The 20,416-nt window shown below is 37.3% G+C and carries 21 protein-coding genes; 8 read left to right on the plus strand and 13 right to left on the minus strand.

The window, feature by feature from the left end; translation table 11 throughout:
* Positions 1-471: 471 nt before the first annotated feature.
* Entirely contained in the window at positions 472-660 is a 189-nt protein-coding gene (locus tag AO58_RS0112460; protein ID WP_024982021.1) for a C1orf53 family protein, read from the minus strand.
* 89 nt (positions 661-749) lie between these two features.
* Between AO58_RS0112460 and AO58_RS0112465 the strand changes: the two genes are divergently transcribed.
* From AO58_RS0112465 to hemL, 4 genes are all read left to right on the plus strand, one after another.
* A complete protein-coding gene (locus AO58_RS0112465) occupies positions 750-1,091 on the plus strand; it encodes a hypothetical protein (protein WP_024982022.1) in 342 nt (113 codons plus the stop codon).
* 111 nt (positions 1,092-1,202) lie between these two features.
* Positions 1,203-2,093 carry a 1-aminocyclopropane-1-carboxylate deaminase/D-cysteine desulfhydrase gene (locus AO58_RS0112470; protein WP_024982023.1) on the plus strand — a complete coding sequence of 297 codons (891 nt, stop codon included), beginning with the start codon at positions 1,203-1,205 and terminating at the stop codon, positions 2,091-2,093.
* Complete coding sequence (locus tag AO58_RS0112475; protein WP_024982024.1) at positions 2,090-2,887, plus strand: glucosaminidase domain-containing protein; 798 nt, start codon at positions 2,090-2,092, stop codon at positions 2,885-2,887. Before AO58_RS0112470 ends, AO58_RS0112475 begins: the two co-directional genes overlap by 4 nt.
* A 60-nt stretch (positions 2,888-2,947) precedes the next feature.
* Positions 2,948-4,237, plus strand: coding sequence for a glutamate-1-semialdehyde 2,1-aminomutase (hemL, locus tag AO58_RS0112480; RefSeq protein WP_024982025.1), 1,290 nt, complete (start codon positions 2,948-2,950; stop codon positions 4,235-4,237).
* A gap of 53 nt (positions 4,238-4,290) precedes the next feature.
* Here hemL and AO58_RS0112485 read toward each other — a convergent pair whose 3' ends face one another.
* The 7 genes from AO58_RS0112485 to AO58_RS0112510 form a co-directional block, all read right to left on the minus strand.
* Positions 4,291-4,737, minus strand: a complete 447-nt coding sequence (locus AO58_RS0112485) for a DUF4890 domain-containing protein (RefSeq protein ID WP_024982026.1) — start codon at positions 4,735-4,737, stop codon at positions 4,291-4,293.
* Positions 4,738-4,808: 71 nt separating this feature from the next.
* A complete protein-coding gene (gene nadB, locus AO58_RS0112490; RefSeq protein WP_024982027.1) occupies positions 4,809-6,350 on the minus strand; it encodes an L-aspartate oxidase in 1,542 nt (513 codons plus the stop codon).
* On the minus strand, positions 6,350-7,279 hold the full coding sequence (nadA, locus tag AO58_RS0112495; RefSeq protein WP_024982028.1) for a quinolinate synthase NadA: 930 nt from the start codon (positions 7,277-7,279) through the stop codon (positions 6,350-6,352). The genes nadB and nadA overlap by 1 nt, the downstream gene beginning before the upstream one ends.
* 318 nt (positions 7,280-7,597) lie before the next feature.
* Complete coding sequence (locus AO58_RS0112500) at positions 7,598-8,119, minus strand: putative outer membrane beta-barrel protein (protein ID WP_024982029.1); 522 nt, start codon at positions 8,117-8,119, stop codon at positions 7,598-7,600.
* A 269-nt stretch (positions 8,120-8,388) separates the two neighbouring features.
* The gene (locus AO58_RS0112505; protein ID WP_035717795.1) at positions 8,389-9,078 is read right to left on the minus strand and encodes an anaerobic ribonucleoside-triphosphate reductase activating protein; all 690 of its coding nucleotides are present in this window, start codon (positions 9,076-9,078) and stop codon (positions 8,389-8,391) included.
* Positions 9,062-9,220, minus strand: a complete 159-nt coding sequence (gene nrdD / locus AO58_RS18025) for an anaerobic ribonucleoside-triphosphate reductase (protein ID WP_074917703.1) — start codon at positions 9,218-9,220, stop codon at positions 9,062-9,064. The genes AO58_RS0112505 and nrdD overlap by 17 nt, the downstream gene beginning before the upstream one ends.
* A 207-nt stretch (positions 9,221-9,427) precedes the next feature.
* Positions 9,428-11,536, minus strand: a complete 2,109-nt coding sequence (locus tag AO58_RS0112510; RefSeq protein ID WP_024982031.1) for a ribonucleoside triphosphate reductase — start codon at positions 11,534-11,536, stop codon at positions 9,428-9,430.
* Between the two features lie 383 nt (positions 11,537-11,919).
* Between AO58_RS0112510 and AO58_RS0112520 the strand changes: the two genes are divergently transcribed.
* Positions 11,920-12,837 (plus strand): glycerophosphodiester phosphodiesterase family protein, encoded by a 918-nt coding sequence (locus AO58_RS0112520; RefSeq protein WP_162150404.1) that lies wholly within the window; start codon positions 11,920-11,922, stop codon positions 12,835-12,837.
* Positions 12,838-12,875: 38 nt separating this feature from the next.
* Here AO58_RS0112520 and AO58_RS18425 read toward each other — a convergent pair whose 3' ends face one another.
* The 5 genes from AO58_RS18425 to AO58_RS0112540 form a co-directional block, all read right to left on the minus strand.
* On the minus strand, positions 12,876-13,118 hold the full coding sequence (locus AO58_RS18425; protein WP_162150405.1) for a DUF5615 family PIN-like protein: 243 nt from the start codon (positions 13,116-13,118) through the stop codon (positions 12,876-12,878).
* 122 nt (positions 13,119-13,240) lie between these two features.
* Positions 13,241-13,471 carry a DUF433 domain-containing protein gene (locus tag AO58_RS0112525; protein WP_024982034.1) on the minus strand — a complete coding sequence of 77 codons (231 nt, stop codon included), beginning with the start codon at positions 13,469-13,471 and terminating at the stop codon, positions 13,241-13,243.
* Between the two features lie 89 nt (positions 13,472-13,560).
* Positions 13,561-15,264: a lysine--tRNA ligase gene (gene lysS / locus AO58_RS0112530; protein ID WP_024982035.1), complete on the minus strand. Its 1,704-nt coding sequence runs from the start codon at positions 15,262-15,264 to the stop codon at positions 13,561-13,563.
* A 147-nt stretch (positions 15,265-15,411) separates the two neighbouring features.
* A complete protein-coding gene (locus AO58_RS0112535; RefSeq protein ID WP_244530710.1) occupies positions 15,412-16,422 on the minus strand; it encodes a hypothetical protein in 1,011 nt (336 codons plus the stop codon).
* 17 nt (positions 16,423-16,439) lie between these two features.
* Positions 16,440-17,672 carry a hypothetical protein gene (locus AO58_RS0112540; protein WP_024982037.1) on the minus strand — a complete coding sequence of 411 codons (1,233 nt, stop codon included), beginning with the start codon at positions 17,670-17,672 and terminating at the stop codon, positions 16,440-16,442.
* Between the two features lie 179 nt (positions 17,673-17,851).
* Here AO58_RS0112540 and AO58_RS0112545 point away from each other — a divergent pair, with 179 nt between their 5' ends.
* The 3 genes from AO58_RS0112545 to lipB all read left to right on the plus strand — a co-directional run bounded on the left by AO58_RS0112545 (position 17,852) and on the right by lipB (position 20,410).
* The gene (locus AO58_RS0112545; protein ID WP_024982038.1) at positions 17,852-18,586 is read left to right on the plus strand and encodes a hypothetical protein; all 735 of its coding nucleotides are present in this window, start codon (positions 17,852-17,854) and stop codon (positions 18,584-18,586) included.
* Between the two features lie 150 nt (positions 18,587-18,736).
* Positions 18,737-19,483 carry a hypothetical protein gene (locus AO58_RS0112550; protein WP_024982039.1) on the plus strand — a complete coding sequence of 249 codons (747 nt, stop codon included), beginning with the start codon at positions 18,737-18,739 and terminating at the stop codon, positions 19,481-19,483.
* 219 nt (positions 19,484-19,702) lie between these two features.
* The gene (gene lipB, locus AO58_RS0112555; RefSeq protein WP_024982040.1) at positions 19,703-20,410 is read left to right on the plus strand and encodes a lipoyl(octanoyl) transferase LipB; all 708 of its coding nucleotides are present in this window, start codon (positions 19,703-19,705) and stop codon (positions 20,408-20,410) included.
* Positions 20,411-20,416: the final 6 nt, after the last annotated feature.

Consider the following 20,416-nt stretch of genomic DNA (forward strand, 5'->3'; position numbering starts at 1 on the left):
GGGCTATATCGTCACCCTCTAGTTCACTGTCATTAAGTTAAGAGATTTTAGATTGAAGATTAACGATTCTTGATTTTAGATTTTGGAATAAGTAAGTGAAGAGTAATTGATTTTCAGTATTTTGTATATCATCAATCAAAAATCGTTAATCAAAAATCAGCAATCATTTTATCATTTAATCCTTAATCTAGTGGCATTGTCTTTACCCTCTAGTTAGTTCAAAACCGACTAAGGATATCGAATATCCGACCGATGGTAGGACTTGTATATTTTGATTCTGTATTGTAAAGAAAGCACATCCATTTCTATGAGTTTTTGTATTTTAAGTGTAATAAATTCAACTAGGCTATTGTTACAATCTGCTTTCTATTTTATTCAATCTGAACATTAAAAACTGACCACTGATGACTAATTTCTGCCTTCTTCAATCTGCTTTCTGCCTTCAATTTTCTAACCTCTAACTTCTAAATTCTAACCTCTGTCTACCTTCTTAAACCCTCCCGTTTTCTTATCATAGCCATACGGACAATGACGGCAACCATTTTTGCAGCAATAACCTCTTTTTAGGTGATGCTTTTCGGTAAAACATTTATAGCCTTCGGGAGTAAAGTAAAAATCTTCCCCTTCTGTTAATTTATTTTCATTACTTTGTTCTGTCATAAATGAATATTTTTTTATGCATGACCGCATCGCATTTTTCCTTAAAGAAAAAGGTTCTATGGTTGCAAATCTATAAATTTTAAACTCAAATGATTCTTATTGTTGCTAAATATTTAATTCCAAAAGGCTATAGCGGTCTCGCTGCTTTTCCGTTTGTGCTAGTTAAAAAAGCAGGATACAAAGAGAATCGCATTTTCATCAATCACGAAAAAATACATTTGCGACAACAACTAGAATTGTTGATTATTCCTTTTTTTATTTGGTACAGCCTAGAGTTTTTAATCCGTTGGTGTTACTATCAAGATAAAAATGTAGCGTATCGCAACCTTAGTTTTGAACGCGAAGCTTATGCGAACGAATCCAATTTGGAGTACCTTGAAACTAGAAAGTATTTTAGTTTTTTAAACTATTTGCACACAAAAAGAAATTAAAAGCCTATTTAACCGCAAGGTTCGCAAAGAAAGCGCAATGACCGCAAAGCTTAGTGAACTTTGCGTAAATCTTTGCGAACCTTGCGGTTAATTTTGTAAAATCTATACACTTTGAATCAAAAAATAACATACGAATTGCCCAATGGAATTACTCTTGAAATAAAAAGGGAAGATTTACTTCATCCCTTTGTCTCAGGCAATAAATTCCGAAAACTAAAATACAATGTACTCCAAGCCAAAGCCGAAAATCATTCGGTGTTACTCACTTTTGGGGGCGCTTTCTCCAATCATATTGCTGCTGTTGCCTATGCTGGAAAAGAGCAAGGTTTTGAAACTATCGGTGTGATTCGAGGGGATGAATTGCGCGATAAAATTTCGGAAAACCCTACTTTGTCTTTTGCTCAAGAATGCGGCATGCGTTTTGAATTTGTCACCCGTGAAGCCTATCGTCATAAAACAGACGCTGCTTTTATTGAAGAACTTAAAGCACAATTCGGGTCTTTTTATTTGGTTCCCGAAGGTGGCACGAACGATTTGGCCGTCAAAGGCTGTGAAGAAATTCTAACGGAGCTCGATGCCGATTTTGATTTTGTTTGTTGCGCTGTTGGAACGGGAGGGACCATTTCGGGACTCATTAACAGTGCTTTGCCGCATCAAAAAGTTTTGGGATTTCCAGCGTTAAAAGGGGATTTTTTACAAGATGAAATTCGTAATTTTGTCCAAGATAAAAACTGGGAGCTGCAAACCGACTATCATTTTGGAGGTTATGGTAAAGTAACCGCCGAATTTATCGAATGGATGAATTGGTTTTATGCACAAACGGGTATTCCGTTAGACCCAATTTATACCGGAAAAATGGTTTTTGGCGTTATGGATTTAATCCAGCGCAACTATTTTCCACCAAATTCTAAAATTCTGATGATTCACACGGGTGGACTCCAAGGAATTGCGGGGATGAATATTCAATTACAAAACAAGAATTGGCCAACAATACTATTATGATCAAAAAAGCATTTTATTTTTTTACCCTTATAGTTTTGGTGAGTTGTAATAGCTCTAAAAAAGCAGTTACTTCTTCAAAAAACAACACTTCTTACTCCAAAAAAAATAAAACAGAAGTCATTCAATCTACCTCAAAAACGGTAACTACCAATGATGTGGTGCACAGATACATTGCCCGTTACAAAGAGGTAGCCATGAGTAATATGAAACAATACGGCATTCCAGCAAGCATTATTTTAGCGCAAGGAATTTTAGAATCGGGAGCGGGTAGAGGTACTTTGGCCGTTAATTCTAATAATCATTTTGGGATAAAATGCCATAGCGATTGGGCTGGAGAAAGTGTGTATCATGATGATGATTCAGCCCAAGAGTGCTTCCGTAAATACGATAATCCTGAGGGGTCTTATAAAGATCACGCCTTGTTTTTGACCAATAAAAAAAGATATGCAGCCTTGTTTTCATTGCGTAAAGGCGATTATGAAGCTTGGGCTAAAGGGCTACGAGCCGCTGGATACGCTACCGATCCACAATATCCTACTAAATTAATTTCGTATATCGAACGTTACCAATTGCATCAATACGACAACAAGGTTCTAGGCAAAAAATATGCTTTTGATGAAAATCAAAAAGAAAAGGAGTCAGTGGCAAGTAATGCTTCGCTGTATGAAGTCCAAAAGGGGGATACGTTGTATTCTATTTCCAAAAAATTCAATGTTTTGGTTGAAGATTTACAACGCAAAAACAACTTAACAGACAACGCCATTTCAATTGGACAAAAATTGATTGTGAAGTAAAAATAACGTTGATTAAAGTTGATATTTTAGAATTAAAAATACTTTATAAATAGTAAAAATATGATATACCAAAGAAGCAGTCAGCTTTTTGCTGAAGCGGAAAAAGTAATTCCAGGAGGCGTAAATTCGCCAGTACGAGCTTTTAAAGCTGTAGGTGGTACTCCGATTTTTGTACAAAGAGCGCAAGGCGCGTATTTATATGATGAAGATGGGAACCGATTGATTGATTACATTAATTCTTGGGGGCCGATGATTTTGGGTCATGCCTACGAACCCGTTGTGGAGGCTGTAACCGAGCGTGCCAAATTAGGTACTTCTTTTGGAATGCCTACAGAGTTAGAAACTAAAATTGCTGCTTTGGCAGTTTCGATGGTGCCAAATATCGATAAAATTCGTTTTGTAAATTCGGGGACAGAAGCTTGTATGAGTGCCATTCGTTTGGCGCGTGGCTTTACCAAAAGAGATAAAATCATCAAGTTTGCAGGTTGCTATCACGGTCATTCCGATTCGTTTTTGATTGCAGCGGGTAGTGGCTTAAGTACTTTTGGAGTACCGAATAGTCCAGGTGTAACCGAAGGAACCGCCAAAGATACTTTGCTGGCTCGTTACAATGATTTAGAAAATGTTAGCGCTTTGATTGCTGCTAATCCAAATGAAATTGCAGCCATTATTGTAGAGCCTGTTGCGGGAAATATGGGTTGTGTACCACCACTCAACGGATTCTTAGAAGGTTTACGTGAGTTGTGTTCGGCTAACGGAATTTTATTGATTTTTGATGAGGTGATGACTGGCTTCCGTTTGGCAGCAGGTGGAGTTCAGGAATTATTCGGCATTCAAGCGGATATCGTTTGTTTTGGAAAAGTAATTGGTGGCGGATTGCCAGTAGGAGCTTTTGCTGCTCGTGAAGAAATTATGAATTACTTAGCGCCATTAGGTCCCGTGTATCAAGCAGGAACTTTATCTGGAAATCCGTTAGCGATGGCGGCTGGCTTGGCGATGCTAGAGTCATTAAACAACGACAGAGCAGTATTTCAACGATTGGAAGAGAAAACTTCTTATTTAGAAGCAGGAATTCGTAACGTACTTACGGCAAATAGTGTGGTTTTTACCATTAATAGAGTAGGTTCCATGATTTCGGTTCATTTTGATGCAGAGCCTGTAGTTGATTTTCAATCGGCTGCTAAAGGAGATAATGTAACCTTTAAGAAATTCTTTCATGGCTTGTTGAACGAAGGCATTTACATTGCGCCATCGGCTTATGAAACTTGGTTTATTACTGATGCCTTGACCTATGAAGATTTAGATTTTACTATTCAAGCTATTGATAAAGTATCGAAGACTTTTAAGTAGAATGGAATACAAATGAAAAGGGAGTTTCTTGTAGTTGAAACTCCCTTTTTTTATTAATAACCGCCTTTATTCATTTTTCTGTCACCTCTTTTTTCCATCATTTTTTCTTGTCGAATGGCTCTGTCATTTTCCCATTTGGTGTATTGTTCAGGACTAAGAATTTTTTTCATTTGTGCCTCAGTAGCTTCTTTTTCGGCTTTCATTTTTTCAGCCATTGCTTTTCGTTCTTTGGCATTGGCTAATAATCGTTCCTCCTTTTTGGCCTCTCTTTTGGCTTTAAAATCGGCTGCTTTTGCACTTTGATCGGCCAATAATTTTTTTACTTCTTCTTGTTGTTTGGCATTCAAATTTAAATCAGTTGTCATTTTTTTCAAATGCTTCTCTTGACGTTGTTCTGGAGTTAATTTTTCCATTTCGTCACGATTAGGTCTTTCTCTCCTTTGTTGAGCTACGCTGCTTAAACTTACTGCCAATAGGGCAGCCAAAACTAATTTTTTCATTTTCTTCTCAATTTTTAGGGTTATATAGGTAAGACCCTAAAGAAGGAGAAAGGTTTAATGTTAACAATGTTTTAGTATTTGGCTTTTTTGATTTTGAAAAAACCGCCATGATTTTGATCTCTCAACAATGAATGTTGCACGATTAAAATCCCAATGGTAATCATGTTTTTTAGTTCGAAAAAAGCAGTGTTGCCTTGGTAATTGTCCTCTAGATCTTGAAGTTCTTTGAGCCAGCTATTCAATTGGTGCTTGGCTTTTTTTAGATCGTGATTGTTTCGTACTATTCCGGCATTACTTCGCATTAAGAGCTGTAGTTCACTTTTCATTTGACTCAAAACGGAGTTGATGATTAGTGGTAATCGGTCTTTTTGAATGCTTGATTTTAGGTTTGTTTTGGGTTCTAATGTGTCTTTTTCGTCTAAATTTGACAAATAATCGAAGATGGTATTGGAGAAAACCAAGGCTTCTAATAATGAATTGGAGGCTAGTCTGTTGGCGCCATGCAGTCCAGTTCTGGAGGATTCGCCACAGGCAAAAAGATGCTGTACAGATGTTTTTCCGTGGGTATCTACTTGAATACCTCCACATAAATAGTGTTGGGCAGGAACTACTGGAATCCAATCTTTGGTAATGTCAATGCCAATGCTTTTGCAATGTTCGAAGATCGTGGGGAAATGGGCTGTAAATGTAGTCATATCCAAATGTGTACAATCGAGGTAAACACACGACTCACCTGATTTTTTTAATTCCAAATCGATACTTTGCGAAATGATATCTCGTGAGGCTAGTTCTAATCTCTCGTCATAATCTTGCATGAAGCGATAACCATTTTTGGTTTTTAAGTACGCACCAAAGCCTCTTACGGCCTCTGAAATTAAAAACTGAGTTCCCAAAACATTATGGAATAAAGCGGTAGGATGGAATTGAATGAATTCCATTTCTTTGATATTGGCTTGTATGCGGTAGGCCATGGCAATTCCGTCGCCAGTAGCAATCACGGGGTTGGTAGTATGACCATATACATTTCCTATTCCGCCAGTGGCTAGAAGGGTGTAGTTGGCATAACAGTGCAAGATAGTTTTGTCTTTTTGATTCAAAATGATAGCTCCAAAACAATGATTGTTTTCGGCTATTAGGTCAATGGCAAAATGATGATCCAAAACCGTGATGTTGTCTTGAAGGTACACTTGTTGTAAAATGGCGCGTTCTATTTCGAAACCTGTTTGGTCTTTGTGATGCACCACGCGGTTTTGCGAATGTCCACCTTCTTTGCCTAAATCAAAATGGCCTTGAGCGTTTTTGTCAAATTGTGCGCCCCAATTAATTAATTCTTGTAGGCGTTTTGGACCTTCGGTTATTACTTTTCGGACTACTGATTCATCGCACAATCCATCGCCACAGATTAGGGTGTCTTGAATGTGTTTCTCGTAAGAGTCCTCTAGTTTGTTGGTTACAATGGCAATACCGCCTTGCGCATATTTGGTGTTCGATTCTTCGGCATTGGATTTGGTAACAATGGTTATTTTTTTTTCTGGAAATCGCGCTGCTATTTTTAAGGCAAAGGTTAAGCCCGCTACGCCAGATCCTATGATTAAGTAGTTGGTTTGTATCATTAGTTTGAGAGTTCAAGCATGCGCTCAATTGGTCGTAAAGCTTGTTTTTGTATGGTTTCGGGTATGATGATTTCGGGGGTTTCGTTTAAAAGGCAATCGTATACTTTTTGTAAAGTGTTCGCTTTCATATAAGCACATTCGCTACAAGCGCAAGTATTGTCCTCTTTGGAAGGTGCTGGAATTAAGATTTTATTGGGTACCTCTTCTTGCATTTTGTGCAAAATACCCACTTCGGTAGCTACTATAAATTTTTCGCAAGTACTGTTTTTGACATAGTTGATCATGCCAGCGGTAGAGCCAATATAATGCGCGGTTTTGAGAATGTGCGTTTCTGATTCGGGATGCGCAATGATTTCGGCATCGGGGTTTTGTCGGTATAAATCGATGAGTTTTTCCAGTGAAAAAGCTTCGTGTACAACGCAGGATCCGTCCCAAAGCAATAATTCTCGGCCAGTTTCATTACTGATATATTTTCCCAAGTTTTTGTCTGGCGCAAAAATAATGGGTGTTTCTTTGGGTATTGAGTTGACAATTTTTAGTGCATTGGCTGAGGTACACACAATATCGGTTAGCGCTTTTACTTCGGCTGAGCAATTCACATAGGTAATTACTAAGTGATCTGGATGGGCTTCTTTGAATTTTTTGAAGGCATCGGCAGGGCAAGAATCGGCCAAAGAACAGCCAGCATTGAGATCAGGTAGAATGACTTTTTTGGATGGATTTAAAATTTTGGCGGTTTCGGCCATGAAATGTACGCCAGCAAAAAGAATAATCGATGCTTCAACTTTGGTAGCTTCTTGAGACAAACCTAAACTATCTCCTACATAATCTGCAATATCTTGAATGTCGGTGTCTTGATAATAATGGGCCAAAATGACGGCATTTTTTTCTTTTTTGAGCGCTAAAATTTTTGCTTTTAAATCTTCCATTTTCTTTCCTTTTTTTAAATAATTTATTTTTTTAAAGGGGCTGTAAAAGTATTGTTACCTTATTTAATTCACAATGATAAATATCAGGTTTAGAAGTGGTTCGTTTTTTTTGGTCACAATTTGTTGATGAGATTTGAAAGCTTTTAAAAGGATGCTTTTTTTCTAAAAAATGTAAGTTAATTGAAAGGATTGAATGTTGTTTTAGGATAACTGTAAGCCGAGTATTGAAGTTAAAGATGCCAGAGGAAGGAGTATCATGGCCAAAAAAAACCTCCAATGTTTTGTTGGAGGCATGAATAATGAGTAGTTGTGCAGTTTTTATAGATGCAAAGCAAAACCAATATTGAATTGAAAACTATCATCGAAATATTGATTGTATAGGGCTTTATTATATCTAATGCCTGGTTCTATACTAATGTTTTTGCCTATAAAAATAGCATAACCGGCTTGTATGCCTACGGATTTTGGGTTAGCGTCTGTGTCTCCAATCCCAACTCCATTATAGGATATTTCAACGGGAATCATTTTTTTGAAGTAATATTTTACCCCTATTTTATAGGCTATGGGGTCGTTAGATCCACTTCCTGCGGTTTCGCCAAAACCTAATCCTAGTTTAAGCGCTAAATTATCTTTAATGAAGTAACCTCCTTCGAGCCCAACATTATAGGAAGTTTTTCCGTCTTTAGAAGAAAAGTAAAAAGAAGTATTTCCTACGTTATCACCAAATCCGGTGTTGGCTTCAATAAGCCATTTTTTTTTGGAAAGTTGACCGTCTTTTGCTTGTGCAATAACGAAGTTGGTAACCAATAGTACGAGTACAGTAAGTGTAATTTTTTTCATAAGATATAGTTTTTTGTTTTTCAAACTTAGGTATAAATAAAATACTACATATTTTTTTATGAAAGAATTAACTTATTTTTTCATTCACTGTGAATTATTTTACTGTTTTTTAATTTGCTGTAAATCAAATATTATCCGGTTTAGAATCGGATGTGGATGTAGTAAAGTGGAGGGTTTGGAAAAGAAATACAAATTTTTGAGTAGTGTTTGTGAAAACATTGGAAGTGGAACCGTGGTGTTTTGATGTTGTTTTGCTTTGGGGGACGGGTTTAATTCCGGATCACAAGTTGTAGTTTTTCAGGAGCAAAGGTTTGCGCATTAAATTGGCGTTGAGAATGACCTAGTTTTTTGATGGTAGGCGCTTCGTTTACAAAGTGCTGAATATAGTATTGGCCATGATAGCCTTTACGCTCCAAATAATGGATCATTTTTTGAAGGTCTGATGTTGAGATTAAATCAGTGTGGATGGTGGTGCGTACTTCGAAGGGTACGGAATGTTTGAGTAGCAATTCAAGGGATTGCTCGAAAGGGGCAAACAAATCAGATTGGGTTATTGTTTCGAAAGTGTGGGGCATGGCTTTGAAGTCCAAGGCCACGTAATCTATGGTTTGTTGCTCGAGTAAGGTTTGGAGTACTTTCGGATTGGAACCGTTGGTGTCAATTTTTACCAAAAAGCCCATTTTTTTAACGGTTGCAATGAATTCGATGCAGTTTTTGTGTAATAGGCATTCGCCACCGCTAAAAACTACAGCATCGAGTAGGTTTTTACGGGTGTTTAGGAAATCAATAGCGTGTTGAAAGGTGAGTTTACCTTTGCCTAACACGATTTCTGGATTGTAGCAATATTGGCACCGCATGTTGCAGCCTGCAAACCAAAGGATGCAGGCTGACTGATGCGGATAATCCAATAAGGTGAATGGAGTTATACTGTAAAGGGGTGTACTAACACTTGCATTCATTGAAATGGGTGCGTTGTTTGTGTTCTCCTTTTTTACCAATATTAAAGCTTTCTACCGGACGGTGGTAGCCCATCACTCGAGTGTACACTAGACATTTGGTTCTGCGTTCTGGGTTTTGTGCTAAAACAGGATGTGTTTTCATTATTTTAGGGTTTAAATTGTTTAAAGTTTAAGGTGGTTTAAAGGTTTGAATTGTTATGGTTCAACGTTTTTTGGATGTTTCCAAAAGGGTACTTTGTGGCTCTTTAGCCCCGACCGCAGTGAAAATCCCCCGCTTTTTCTGCGGGGAATTGTAGCGAAGAGCGGGAACGATGTTGGTTGATAAGCCCCTTGTTGCTGCTCCTAAAAATTAGCTGGCTAGTGCTTCTTTTTCTTTTTCTTGAATTAAAGCTTCGTCACATTTTGGGCAATATTCGTGTTCGCCATTCAAGTAACCGTGTACAGGGCATACGCTGAATACTGGGGTTACGGTGATGTAGGGCAGTTTGAAATTGGAAATTACTTTTTTGACAAATTGTTTACAGGCTTCGGAGGAACTGATTTTTTCGCTCATGTAGAGGTGTAGCACGGTTCCGCCAGTGTATTTGCATTGTAAGCCATCTTGTAAATACAGGGCTTCGAACGGATCTTCGGTATGATCGGCTGGAATTTGTGAACTATTGGTGTAATAAAAATTCTCTCCCTCTCCAGCTTGGATGATATCGGCAAAGCGTTTTTTGTCTTCTTTGGCAAATCGGTACGTGGTTCCTTCGGCTGGTGTGGCTTCGAGATTGTATAAGTTTCCGGTACTTTCTTGGAATTCTTTCATGCGATTACGAATGTGTTCCAAGATTTCACCGGCAAATTCGATTCCGGTTGGCGTGGTGATTGTATCGGTATTATTGCTAAAATTCAGGATCATTTCGTTCATACCGTTCACTCCGATGGTGGAGAAATGGTTGCGGAAATGCGATAAGTAACGTTTAGTGTACGGGAACAAGCCGCGGTCGTACATTTCTTGAATGAAGACTCTTTTCTTTTCTAAGGTGGATTTGGAAATGTATAGCAGGTTGTCCAACTGTTCGATTAAACCGGCTTTGTTGCCTTTGTATAAATAGCCCAAACGCGCCATGTTGATGGTGACTACGCCAATACTTCCAGTCATTTCGGCGCTACCGAATAGTCCGTTGCCTCGTTTTAACAGCTCACGTAAATCGAGTTGCAAACGACAACACATGCTTCGAACGGCATTGGGTTTGTAGGCGTTGGGGTTCTCTTCTTTGTTTCCGTTCTCGTCGAGCACATATTGGCTGCCGATGAAGTTTTGGAAATAAGAAGATCCAATTTTGGCCGTGTTTTCGAACAGTAATTCGGTGTTTTCACCATCCCAATCAAATTCTTCGGTAATGTTGACCGTAGGAATCGGGAAGGTAAAAGGTTGTCCGTTGGCATCGCCTTCGGTCATTACGGTGTAATACGCTTTGTTGATGAGGTTCATTTCGGTTTGGAAATGCTCGTAACGCAATTCGGTTAAGGTATTTACGCCTCGTGCTTTGGCACGTTCTAAAAGATCTGTACTGGTTTCCTTTTCGAAAAAGTGATGGTCTTTTTTAGTTGGAATTTGTGTTTTTAAATCCTCTGGCACGACCCAATCCAAGGTGATGTTGGTAAAGGGAGATTGCCCCCAACGAGCGGGTACGTTTAAGTTGTAGACAAAGCTGCGAACGGCTTTGAGTACTTCGTCAAACGATAAATTGTCTTTAAAAACATAAGGAGCTAAATAGGTATCGAAAGAGCTGAAGGCTTGTGCTCCGGCCCATTCACTTTGAAGGATGCCTAAAAAGTTAGCCATTTGTCCTAAGGCTTCTCTAAAATGAGCTGGTGGTCTGCTTTCTACACGGCCGCGAACACCATTGAAACCTTCGTTGAGTAGGACTCTTAAACTCCAACCCGCACAGTATCCCGTTAAACAATCGAGATCGTGAATGTGGATGTCGCCATTTCTATGTGCATAGCCTTCTTGTTTGGTGTAGACTTTATCTAACCAATAATTGGCAATGATTTTTCCGGCTACATTGTTTACCAAACCAGCATTGGAGTAGGAAGTGTTGGCGTTGGCATTGATACGCCAGTCAGTTTGATGAATATATTCTTCAATAGTTTGTGTGCTGTCTACATAAGTGGTGTCCTCGTTGATGCCTTCTGCATGCTCGCGTTGCAATTTACGTGTGTGTCTGAACAACATAAATGAGCGCATGACATCAAAATGTTTGTTTTCAAAAAGTGTTTTTTCGATGCAATCTTGGATTTCTTCTACGGACCAAGTTGTCATGGAATCTAACTCTTCCATCACTTTTACAAAGACTTGTTCATCTACTGATTGATGAACACTTTTAAAACTTTTTTCAAGTGCATCCTTGATTTTGAATGCTGCAAAAGGTTTGTATTCTCCATTCCGTTTGATTACGTATTTTTCCATGATTCTGAAAGTTTTAGTTTGTAAAATGTTGTTAAAAAAATAGATGGTTTTTTTGCTTAAAAATATAAATGACACATAAAAATTCCAAGTCGGTTTGTTGTAAACGACTTGAAATCAGTGTTATAATTTTGTTTTGGAATTTGTTTTTGTATAGTGCAATTTTACCCCTAATGGCTGTTCTTGGGACTGATATTTGTCATGTTTTGCCTTTTTTTATACCCATAGGAAAAGGAATCGGAAGTATTGAATTTGTTCGGTTTGCGAGTTTATTGGCAGTGCGTTGTTAATAACTTATTGTCTGTTTAAATCTTAAAATTTTTAAAAAGAAAGAGGCATTGGATTTCATTTCAATATTTTTGAAAGCTAAAATTTATAATATGAAAATGAAACGTTTATTTTTACTCGGACTTTTTTTGACTTTGTTGTCGCTACAGGCTCAAACTACAGAACATAGAATTGCCTTTAAGTCGGTCAACGAATTGCAACAATTTTTGAGGTATTCCAAAAAATCGCTTCCTTTGGTGAGTGCACATCGTGGGGCACCAATGCCGGGATTTCCAGAAAATTGTACAGCTACGTTTCAAAATACCATTCAGTATAATCCCGCGATCATTGAAACAGATATTGCGTTATCCAAAGATTCGGTTTTGGTGATGATGCATGATGATAAATTGGATCGCACCACAACGGGTACAGGACTGATAGGAAACTATACTTATAAAGAATTACAGGAATTCTATCTCGAAGATCCACAGGGTAAAGCAACTCCTTACAAAATTGAAACACTAGATCAGGTGTTGCAATGGGGGAAAGGAAAAGTGATTTTTAACCTAGATGTCAAAAAAGGAGTGCCGATGCAAAAAGTAATCGATGCCGTGCGTCGCAACCAAGCAGAAGCGTATTCGGTAATTATTACTTACAATGCTAATCAAGCTGCTGAGGTGGCGCGTTTGGCTCCTGATTTGATGCTGTCCGTTTCGGCAAGAGGAAAAGAGGACGTAGAGCGTATGGAAGCTTTGGGAGTAAAAGCAGAAAAAATGATCGCTTTTGTGGGAACGTCGGCACCGAAACCTGAAGTGTACAGTTATTTACACAGTCGAAAAATTGCGTGTATCGTAGGGACTATGGGTAATATTGATAAAAGTGCTGCGACTAATGGCGAGGCATTGTATTATCAATTAGTATTGAACGGTGCTACTATTCTGTCTTCGGATCGCTTTCCTGAAGCTAGTGAGCAATTGCAACGCTTTGCTAAAGATAACAAGCTACGCTCGAAGCATATTAAAATTAAAAAAAGATAATAACCTAAAAAGGAGCTTCAATTTTGAAACTCCTTTTTTTATTCGACCACCAAATTCAAATAGTTTTTGTTTATTTCGAGCATAAAACAATTGTGTGCGTCATTTATTGAATGGATTTTATGGATATTAAAGTCAAATATTTCTATTAAACTTTCGTTTGAAATATTTCCCAAATTTATTTTTATGAGTTTTTTGGGTGTTTTGTTCACAAGGAATGAATTTTTAAAATTAAAATCTTTAGTTATAAGTGTAAAATCATTCGCATCTGAAAATTCAGCAATTTTACGGTCGGATGTGAATCATTTGTCTAAAATAGTATTGAGGTGATGAATACATTCAAAACCTATAGTATTGAGATGTTTAACTAGTTTAATGGAAATATGGACATCACATAGGAACTTCATTAGCTAACTTCTTTTAGAATATCACCAGAAATGGATAGTTTTGCATATGCTAAACAAGCTAAAACATCTTCCTTTTCTAATTCACGATGATCTTCCATTATCTCTGATATTTCCATACCCGAACCCAGCATGTCAAGGATTACTTCTACAGGCCATCTCATATTTCTCACTGTAGGTTTTCCGTGGCAAATATCAGGATTTATCGTGATTCTTGATATTAGATTTTCCATATCATATAATTTTACTCAAAGATAAAGATAATTTATATAAAAAAAGGAGCTTCTATTTGAAACTCCTTTGTATATATGTTTTGAAAATTTTACTCTTTCAATCGGCAAGCTTTTACATCACCATCAACCACCACTTCGGTCATTCCAAGTGCGGAAAGGTTTTTCATTGCTTTATCCCATTTTTTACCACTCAATTCGGATTTGACTTTTAGTAAACTAAATTCCATTTGATTGTCATTGGCTTGTAAAAGGGTAACAATTACTTTTTCGTCAGCTTCTAATTCTACAGTTGCTTTTTTCTTTTCTGGTCGCATTTGTGGGAACAAAAGCACTTCCTGAATAGAGGCGTTATTAGTCAAGAACATCATCAAACGGTCCATTCCAATTCCTAATCCAGAGGTTGGTGGCATTCCGTATTCTAGCGCTCTCAAGAAATCTTCGTCAATAGTTCCGTTCGCCTCATCATCTCCTTTTTCAGCCAAACGCATTTGGTCTTCAAAACGTTCTCTTTGGTCTATTGGGTCGTTCAATTCTGAGTAGGCATTAGCAATTTCTTTTCCGCAAACCATCAATTCGAAACGTTCTGTTAATTCTGGATTGTCGCGGTGTTCTTTACACAATGGCGACATTTCTTTTGGATAATCAGTGATGAAAGTCGGCTGAATATAATTTCCTTCGCATTTTGCGCCAAAAATTTCATCAATCAATTTTCCTTTACCCATAGTTTCATCCACTTCAATGCCCATACCTTTAGCAGCTTCAAACAATTCGGCTTCACTTTTACCAGAAATATCAAAACCTGTAAAATGCTTGATGGCATCGGTCATCGTTACACGAGCATAAGGTGCTTTGAAATTGATAGTGTGTTCGCCAAAAGTCACTTCACTAGTTCCGTTTACAGCTGTTGCGCAATATTCCAATAATTGCTCTGTAAATTCCATCATCCAGTTGTAGTCTTTGTAGGCTACATAAATTTCCATAGCGGTAAATTCAGGATTATGGGTTCTGTCCATACCTTCGTTACGGAAATTTTTTGAGAATTCGTACACACCATCAAAACCACCAACGATTAGTCTTTTCAAATACAATTCATTGGCAATTCGCATATATAATGGAATATCCAAAGAGTTGTGATGCGTTATAAATGGTCTCGCTGCTGCACCACCAGGAATGGATTGCAAAACAGGAGTTTCTACTTCTAAGTACCCAGCTTCGTTAAAGAAAGTTCGCATCGCTGTGAACAATTTCGTTCTTTTGATAAAGGTTTCTTTTACGTGTTGGTTTACGGTCAAATCTACATAACGCATTCTGTAACGCAACTCGGCATCGTTGAACGCATCGTGAATTTTTCCGTCTTCGTCGATTTTTGGTAAGGGTAAAGGACGCAAGGTTTTGCTCAAAAATGTAAATTCATCTACACGAATACATTGCGCGCCTACTTTGGTAGTAAACAATTCTCCTTCAATACCAATAAAATCGCCTAAATCGGTTAATTTTTTAAAAACTTGATTGTATAACGTTTTGTCTTCTTCTGGGCACAAAACATCGCGATTTACGTACAATTGTATACGTCCTTCGCTATCTTGAAGCTCTGCAAAACAAGCTTTTCCTTGATCTCTCACACTCATTAATCGGCCAGCAACAATTACTTTCTTGCCTTCTTCAAAAGTTTCCTTTACTTGCTTTGAGGTATGATTAACTGGAAAAAGATTGGCAGGATAAGGATTGATTCCTAGATTACGTAATGCTTGAAGTTTTTCTCTTCGGATAATTTCTTGTTCTGATAAGGCCATTATGTTCTGAATTTTAAGTCTGCAAAGATAAGAAAAGAATACAGACTTCAGATTTTAGATTTTAGATTTTTTGGAAAGGGATTGCGAGTAGTGCTTTTGAATTTAGTTCAAAATTCTTCTATATGAAAATGAAAACTGAATGCGATTTTATTTCTGTTCCGCAATGGTAATTTTATTTATTTTCAGGATTCGGATGGTTTGATTAAGGTTGTCCGGTACAAATAAGCGTTGATCCAAAAGAGCACAACTAGCAATGCCTGTAAATGGATTTTGTCCCATGACGTCCATGTTGCTTAGCAATGGAGTATAGGATTGATCTAGGAAAGCCCCTTTGGGGTACAAGCGAATATGAGTATTTCCTTTTATATTCTCGGTGGTGATGGCCCAGTCGTTGCTAAAAGCTACTGAGGTTGGATTGCAATCGGTGATGACTTTAGTGTTGGGTAAAATAGGGACCGTTAAGGAGTTGGTGCCGTTTTTTACAATATCGGTTAGGTTGTAATGTAAATAACCATTGGCGTTGCGCCCAGCTACGATCAGATTTCCATTGGAAACATCCATCGAATAGATTTCATCGCTTCCTTTTAAGGTGTTGAGTTTAGCGATGGGTGCTAGATTCCAGTTACTAGTTTCTGTGATTTGTGCCGTTTGGAATACTTTAATGCTTGTGTTTTTTTCTTTAACAAATAAAAGGCCGTCTTTTGCTTTTAAACCGAATACGTGAACAAAAGTTTGCCACCATTGACCGTTTCCAATCGTATTGATACCCGAAAGTGATTTTTCATCCAAAACAAAAATTCTTGAATCAATACTTCCAAGGTAGATTCTACCATTGTCTACAGAGATGGAAGATAGTTTGGTGAACGGAATAGTAGTGGTTCCTTTGGTGTAGTTTTTTAGACTAGAAAGGTATGCTAATGTGGAGGCATCAAAAATTTCTAAAACATCACCATTGCAAACGTATAATTTGTTGTTGGCAATAGTTAGGGCTCTTGTTTCTAGTTTTCCAGTTCCACCTACAATTTGATTTGCGTTGATGGTCGCTTCGTTCGTTAAAAAATAGTGTTGATAGTTGGTCGGCTCGTATGTTTCGTCACTGTCTTTGCTACAACTGATTAGAGTAGATAGAAGTAGTATAAGGTAAAAATATTTTTTCATTTTGTTAGTGTATTGTATTAGTTCCATTTTCCTTCTCCTTTGTACTTTAGTAAAAAGGGATTGTTGTTGTTGATTTTAAAAACAGGTTTGTTGTATGTTCCGTTTAAATACTTGGTTTTTGTCCACCCTTTGAGGATCTCGGGGTCAATAAAAGGCAAGTCATTTAAATAGATCAAGTATTTGTAAAAATGTGTCAGCATTTCTTGTTGGCCACCTCCTTCGCCGCTATTGGCCAAATTACTACTGTGTCCAAAACCAATATGATGAGAGTATTCATGAGACCAAACCGACATATCGCCTAGCCAATGCCCTCTAACGTATGAGGATTCCCAATGTGAGGCCAGTGGTCCGCCTCCTAAAGCAGCAGCACCGCCCACCATGGCCATGTAAACTGTTCTTGAATCAAGATAGTTCCAGTAAATTTTTTCAATTTCTTCTTTGGTGTAATAGTCATAATTACCGTTGGTGTCATCTCCATTGCCATGCCAGTCAATCGCACCGTTTACGGGAGTCCCTGCTAAAGTAGCTTGCTCTTGTTTGTATTTGTCATAGTTTTTAAAAGTGTCATAATAAATTGGGTGACTTAGCGCATAGGAATAGTTGATGATCATAGTGATCGCTTCTTTGGCCAAAACAGGATTCATTGGGAGAAATTTCCCTAATTCGTTGATGTGGTACCCATCATGAAATTGTACTAGGTGTTTGGATTTAATTTTTTGAAATTTAGCAAATAAGGGATCGGTTGATGCGGTTGTAAACGTGATTTCGTTCGATGCAAAGCCTTCTATTTTGTCAATAGTAACGGTTTTTCCATTTTCTAATAAATAATCGTTTTTGCCAACTACCAATGGTATTTGATGTACGGATCTGTGAAAAGCTGGGATTTTGCTAAAATGAAACAACACAAATCGCTTGTCGTAGTTGGCTAGTTTGGCATAGATTTTTACGTCGGAAAGCGCTACTGGCGAGTACAATGAAATTTGTACAGAATCTTTACCTTTTTGGATTATTTGTAACGGTTCGTTGACGCGAAACCATCGGTCTTTTTTGTCATACATTCTGGCAGGATCTTCATCATCCTCAAACATTGTCATCGGTTTGTTGGCAGCGGGTAATTGGGTAGCGTCAATACTAGATAAATAATTAGGTTGGTACGTTTTGTAGTTTACGTCAGTTTCACAACCAGCAAAAACTAAAACAGTGATCGTTAGTGCTAGGAAAATCTTTTTGTTTTTTAAAATGCGATGCATAGGTTAAGTTTATTAGGTTTAGGTGCACAAATTTATTTTTTTATTTTGTAATCCTTTAGCGCAATATTTTTGTAATTCATAAATTTTATGCCTAGTGACTTTGATTTATATACTGTTTATTGACTGGAAATATTTTTTTATAGGTTATTTCTTTATATTTGATCGATTAATTGTATCATATGAAGAATGAAAATACCTTTTTGATGGTTATATGTTTGCTCCTTTTAGTGGGGTGTCAAGTAACCGAAACGATAGTGGTAAATGCCGATGGAAGTGGGCAGGCTACTTTTGAATTGCACCGAGTAGAGCAAAGTTATCAGCAGATAGCTGGTGAAGAGTATAACAAAAATGAAGTTTTTGAAGATACTACCTATGTTTTTGATGATTATATAAAAAAGTATGATGAAACTTTTTCAAAGTTAACACCTGAAGAAAAGGCCGTGTTTAATGCCTACAAAGGTGTGCAGGTGCATATCAAAAAGAATTCTTTTGAAAAAGAGTTTCGAACCACCTTTAAGCAAGATTTTCTTCATCCTTCCAAAATTGCAGATTTGTATAAGACGCAGGAATATGTGAGTGACATTGTTCATAATTATGCTTTGAGTGCTGAGGAGCATTATTATAAGGTTTCTTTTGAGTATTCAGGAAACCAATTTAAAAGGGTGGTAACAATTATTAGTGAGAAGTTTTTAAAGAAAGAACAAGAGAATTTAGTACAATATAAGTCTAAATTGTCTCCTATGAAGTTGCATCAAAAAATAACATTCAACTATCATTTTCCTAAAAAGATACAGTCGGTATCCGTGGCAAATGCCAAAATAAGTCCGGACAAAAAATCGGCAGCAATCACTTTTGATCTGCTTGAAAGTTTGATAAACCCCGAAAGTACTGCGGTGACTATTGTATTTGAATAATACTAAAAATAGGTAAAGAGCTTGACTATTTTGAGTTTGAACAAGTGTTTTTAGTATCTTTGGCTCAAATTAAATGTGTGCTACATTCTTTCTTTAAAAGTGTAGTGATTTTTTCAAATGCCTCATTTTAGAGGTTAATACTATTGGAATATGAAAGCCAAATTAATGCTTCTTGTTTTTTTGATCACTAGTTTAGTGACGAGTTGTACAGTGACCGAAAATATTTATGTAAATACGGATGGTTCAGGAAAATTTAGTGTAGATCTTGATGGTTCAGGATTAATGACCATGATGCCCAAGGATTCACTCATGGGGCAAAAAAATCTGGATTCTACTTTTACTTTTAAACAGATCATTGCTGAAAATAAAGATAGTATCGCTAAATTACCTATAGATGAGCAACAATTGTTGAAGAAATTAGAAAATTTCAACGTGCGAATGCAAATGAATCAAGAACAAAAGCAATTTTTATTCACTTTATCTACTGATTTTAAACAGGTGTCAGACTTGCAGGATGCTATGGTCGCAGTAAATGCTATGAGTGCTTTGCAAAATAAAGGATTCAAATCGGCTGAGTTTGGTTCAGGATTGCTTCAGGAAGGAATTGCTAATAATAATTCGACTTTGGTATATACTCTTAAAGGAAACACCTTTTCAAGAATGGCGACTTCTAATAAAAATGAGAGTAAGGATGAAAATAATGAAGCAACGGAAATGAATAAAATGATTTTTGCTTCTTCAAATTATATTTTGAAATATCATTTTGCCAAGCCCGTTAAAAAAGTTTCCAATGCATCGGCCTTATTTAGCGAGGATAGAAAAACGATTACCCTTCAATATCCTTTTTCGGACTATATGGATCATCCTGAAAAAATGAATATAGAGGTTGAGTTTTAGGGATTCCTTTTTTTTGTACTGCTTTTTGCGTTAGGGATTCCTTCACTTATATTATTTTCATAGGTGTTCAAAGAACTTCGTTTGCATTGAAAATCCTTTTTGAGGCTTTTTCTGCCTCAAAAAGATTGTAACGTGAGTCCGACCCTTGTGGTAACGCCCAAATATTGAGATTAAAAACTGCTGTTCTTTATGGAATTAAGCGAATTTTAGATACGTAAAATGAATAAAAATATCCAACTTCTAGATTTAGGCAGTAAAGATTATAAAGCAACTTGGGAATATCAAGAGGCCTTGTTCAAAGAAATTGTCGATTTAAAAGTCCGAAATCGTAGAGAGGAAACCCATCTTCCTACGCCAAATTATTTGCTCTTTGTGGAGCATCCACATGTGTATACTTTAGGGAAAAGTGGTGATTTGAGCAATTTGCTTTTAAACGAAACCCAATTGTCAGCAAAAGGTGCTACGTTTTACAAAATTAATCGCGGGGGCGATATTACGTATCACGGCCCAGGGCAAATTGTGGGTTATCCTATTTTGGATTTGGAGAATTTTTTCTCGGACATTCATAAATACTTGCGTTTTTTGGAGGAAGCCATCATTTTGACCTTGCAAGAGTACGGATTAGAATGCGGAAGGAGTGAGGGTGAAACGGGTGTTTGGTTGGGAGTAGGTACTCCGTTTGCTAGAAAAATTTGTGCCATGGGCGTGCGTGCTTCACGCTGGGTGACTATGCATGGATTTGCTTTAAATGTGAATGTTGATTTGGGTTATTTTGATAATATTATTCCGTGTGGCATTCGTGGCAAAGCGGTTACATCGCTCAATGTAGAGCTTGGTGTGGCAGTGGTAGATGAAGAAGATGTGAAGCAAAAAATTAAAAAACATTTTGCATCACTGTTCGAAGCTACTTTTGTTAGTGTGATTTAAAGTTTT

It is taken from the genome of Flavobacterium succinicans LMG 10402 (assembly GCF_000611675.1).
GTDB lineage: Bacteria > Bacteroidota > Bacteroidia > Flavobacteriales > Flavobacteriaceae > Flavobacterium > Flavobacterium succinicans.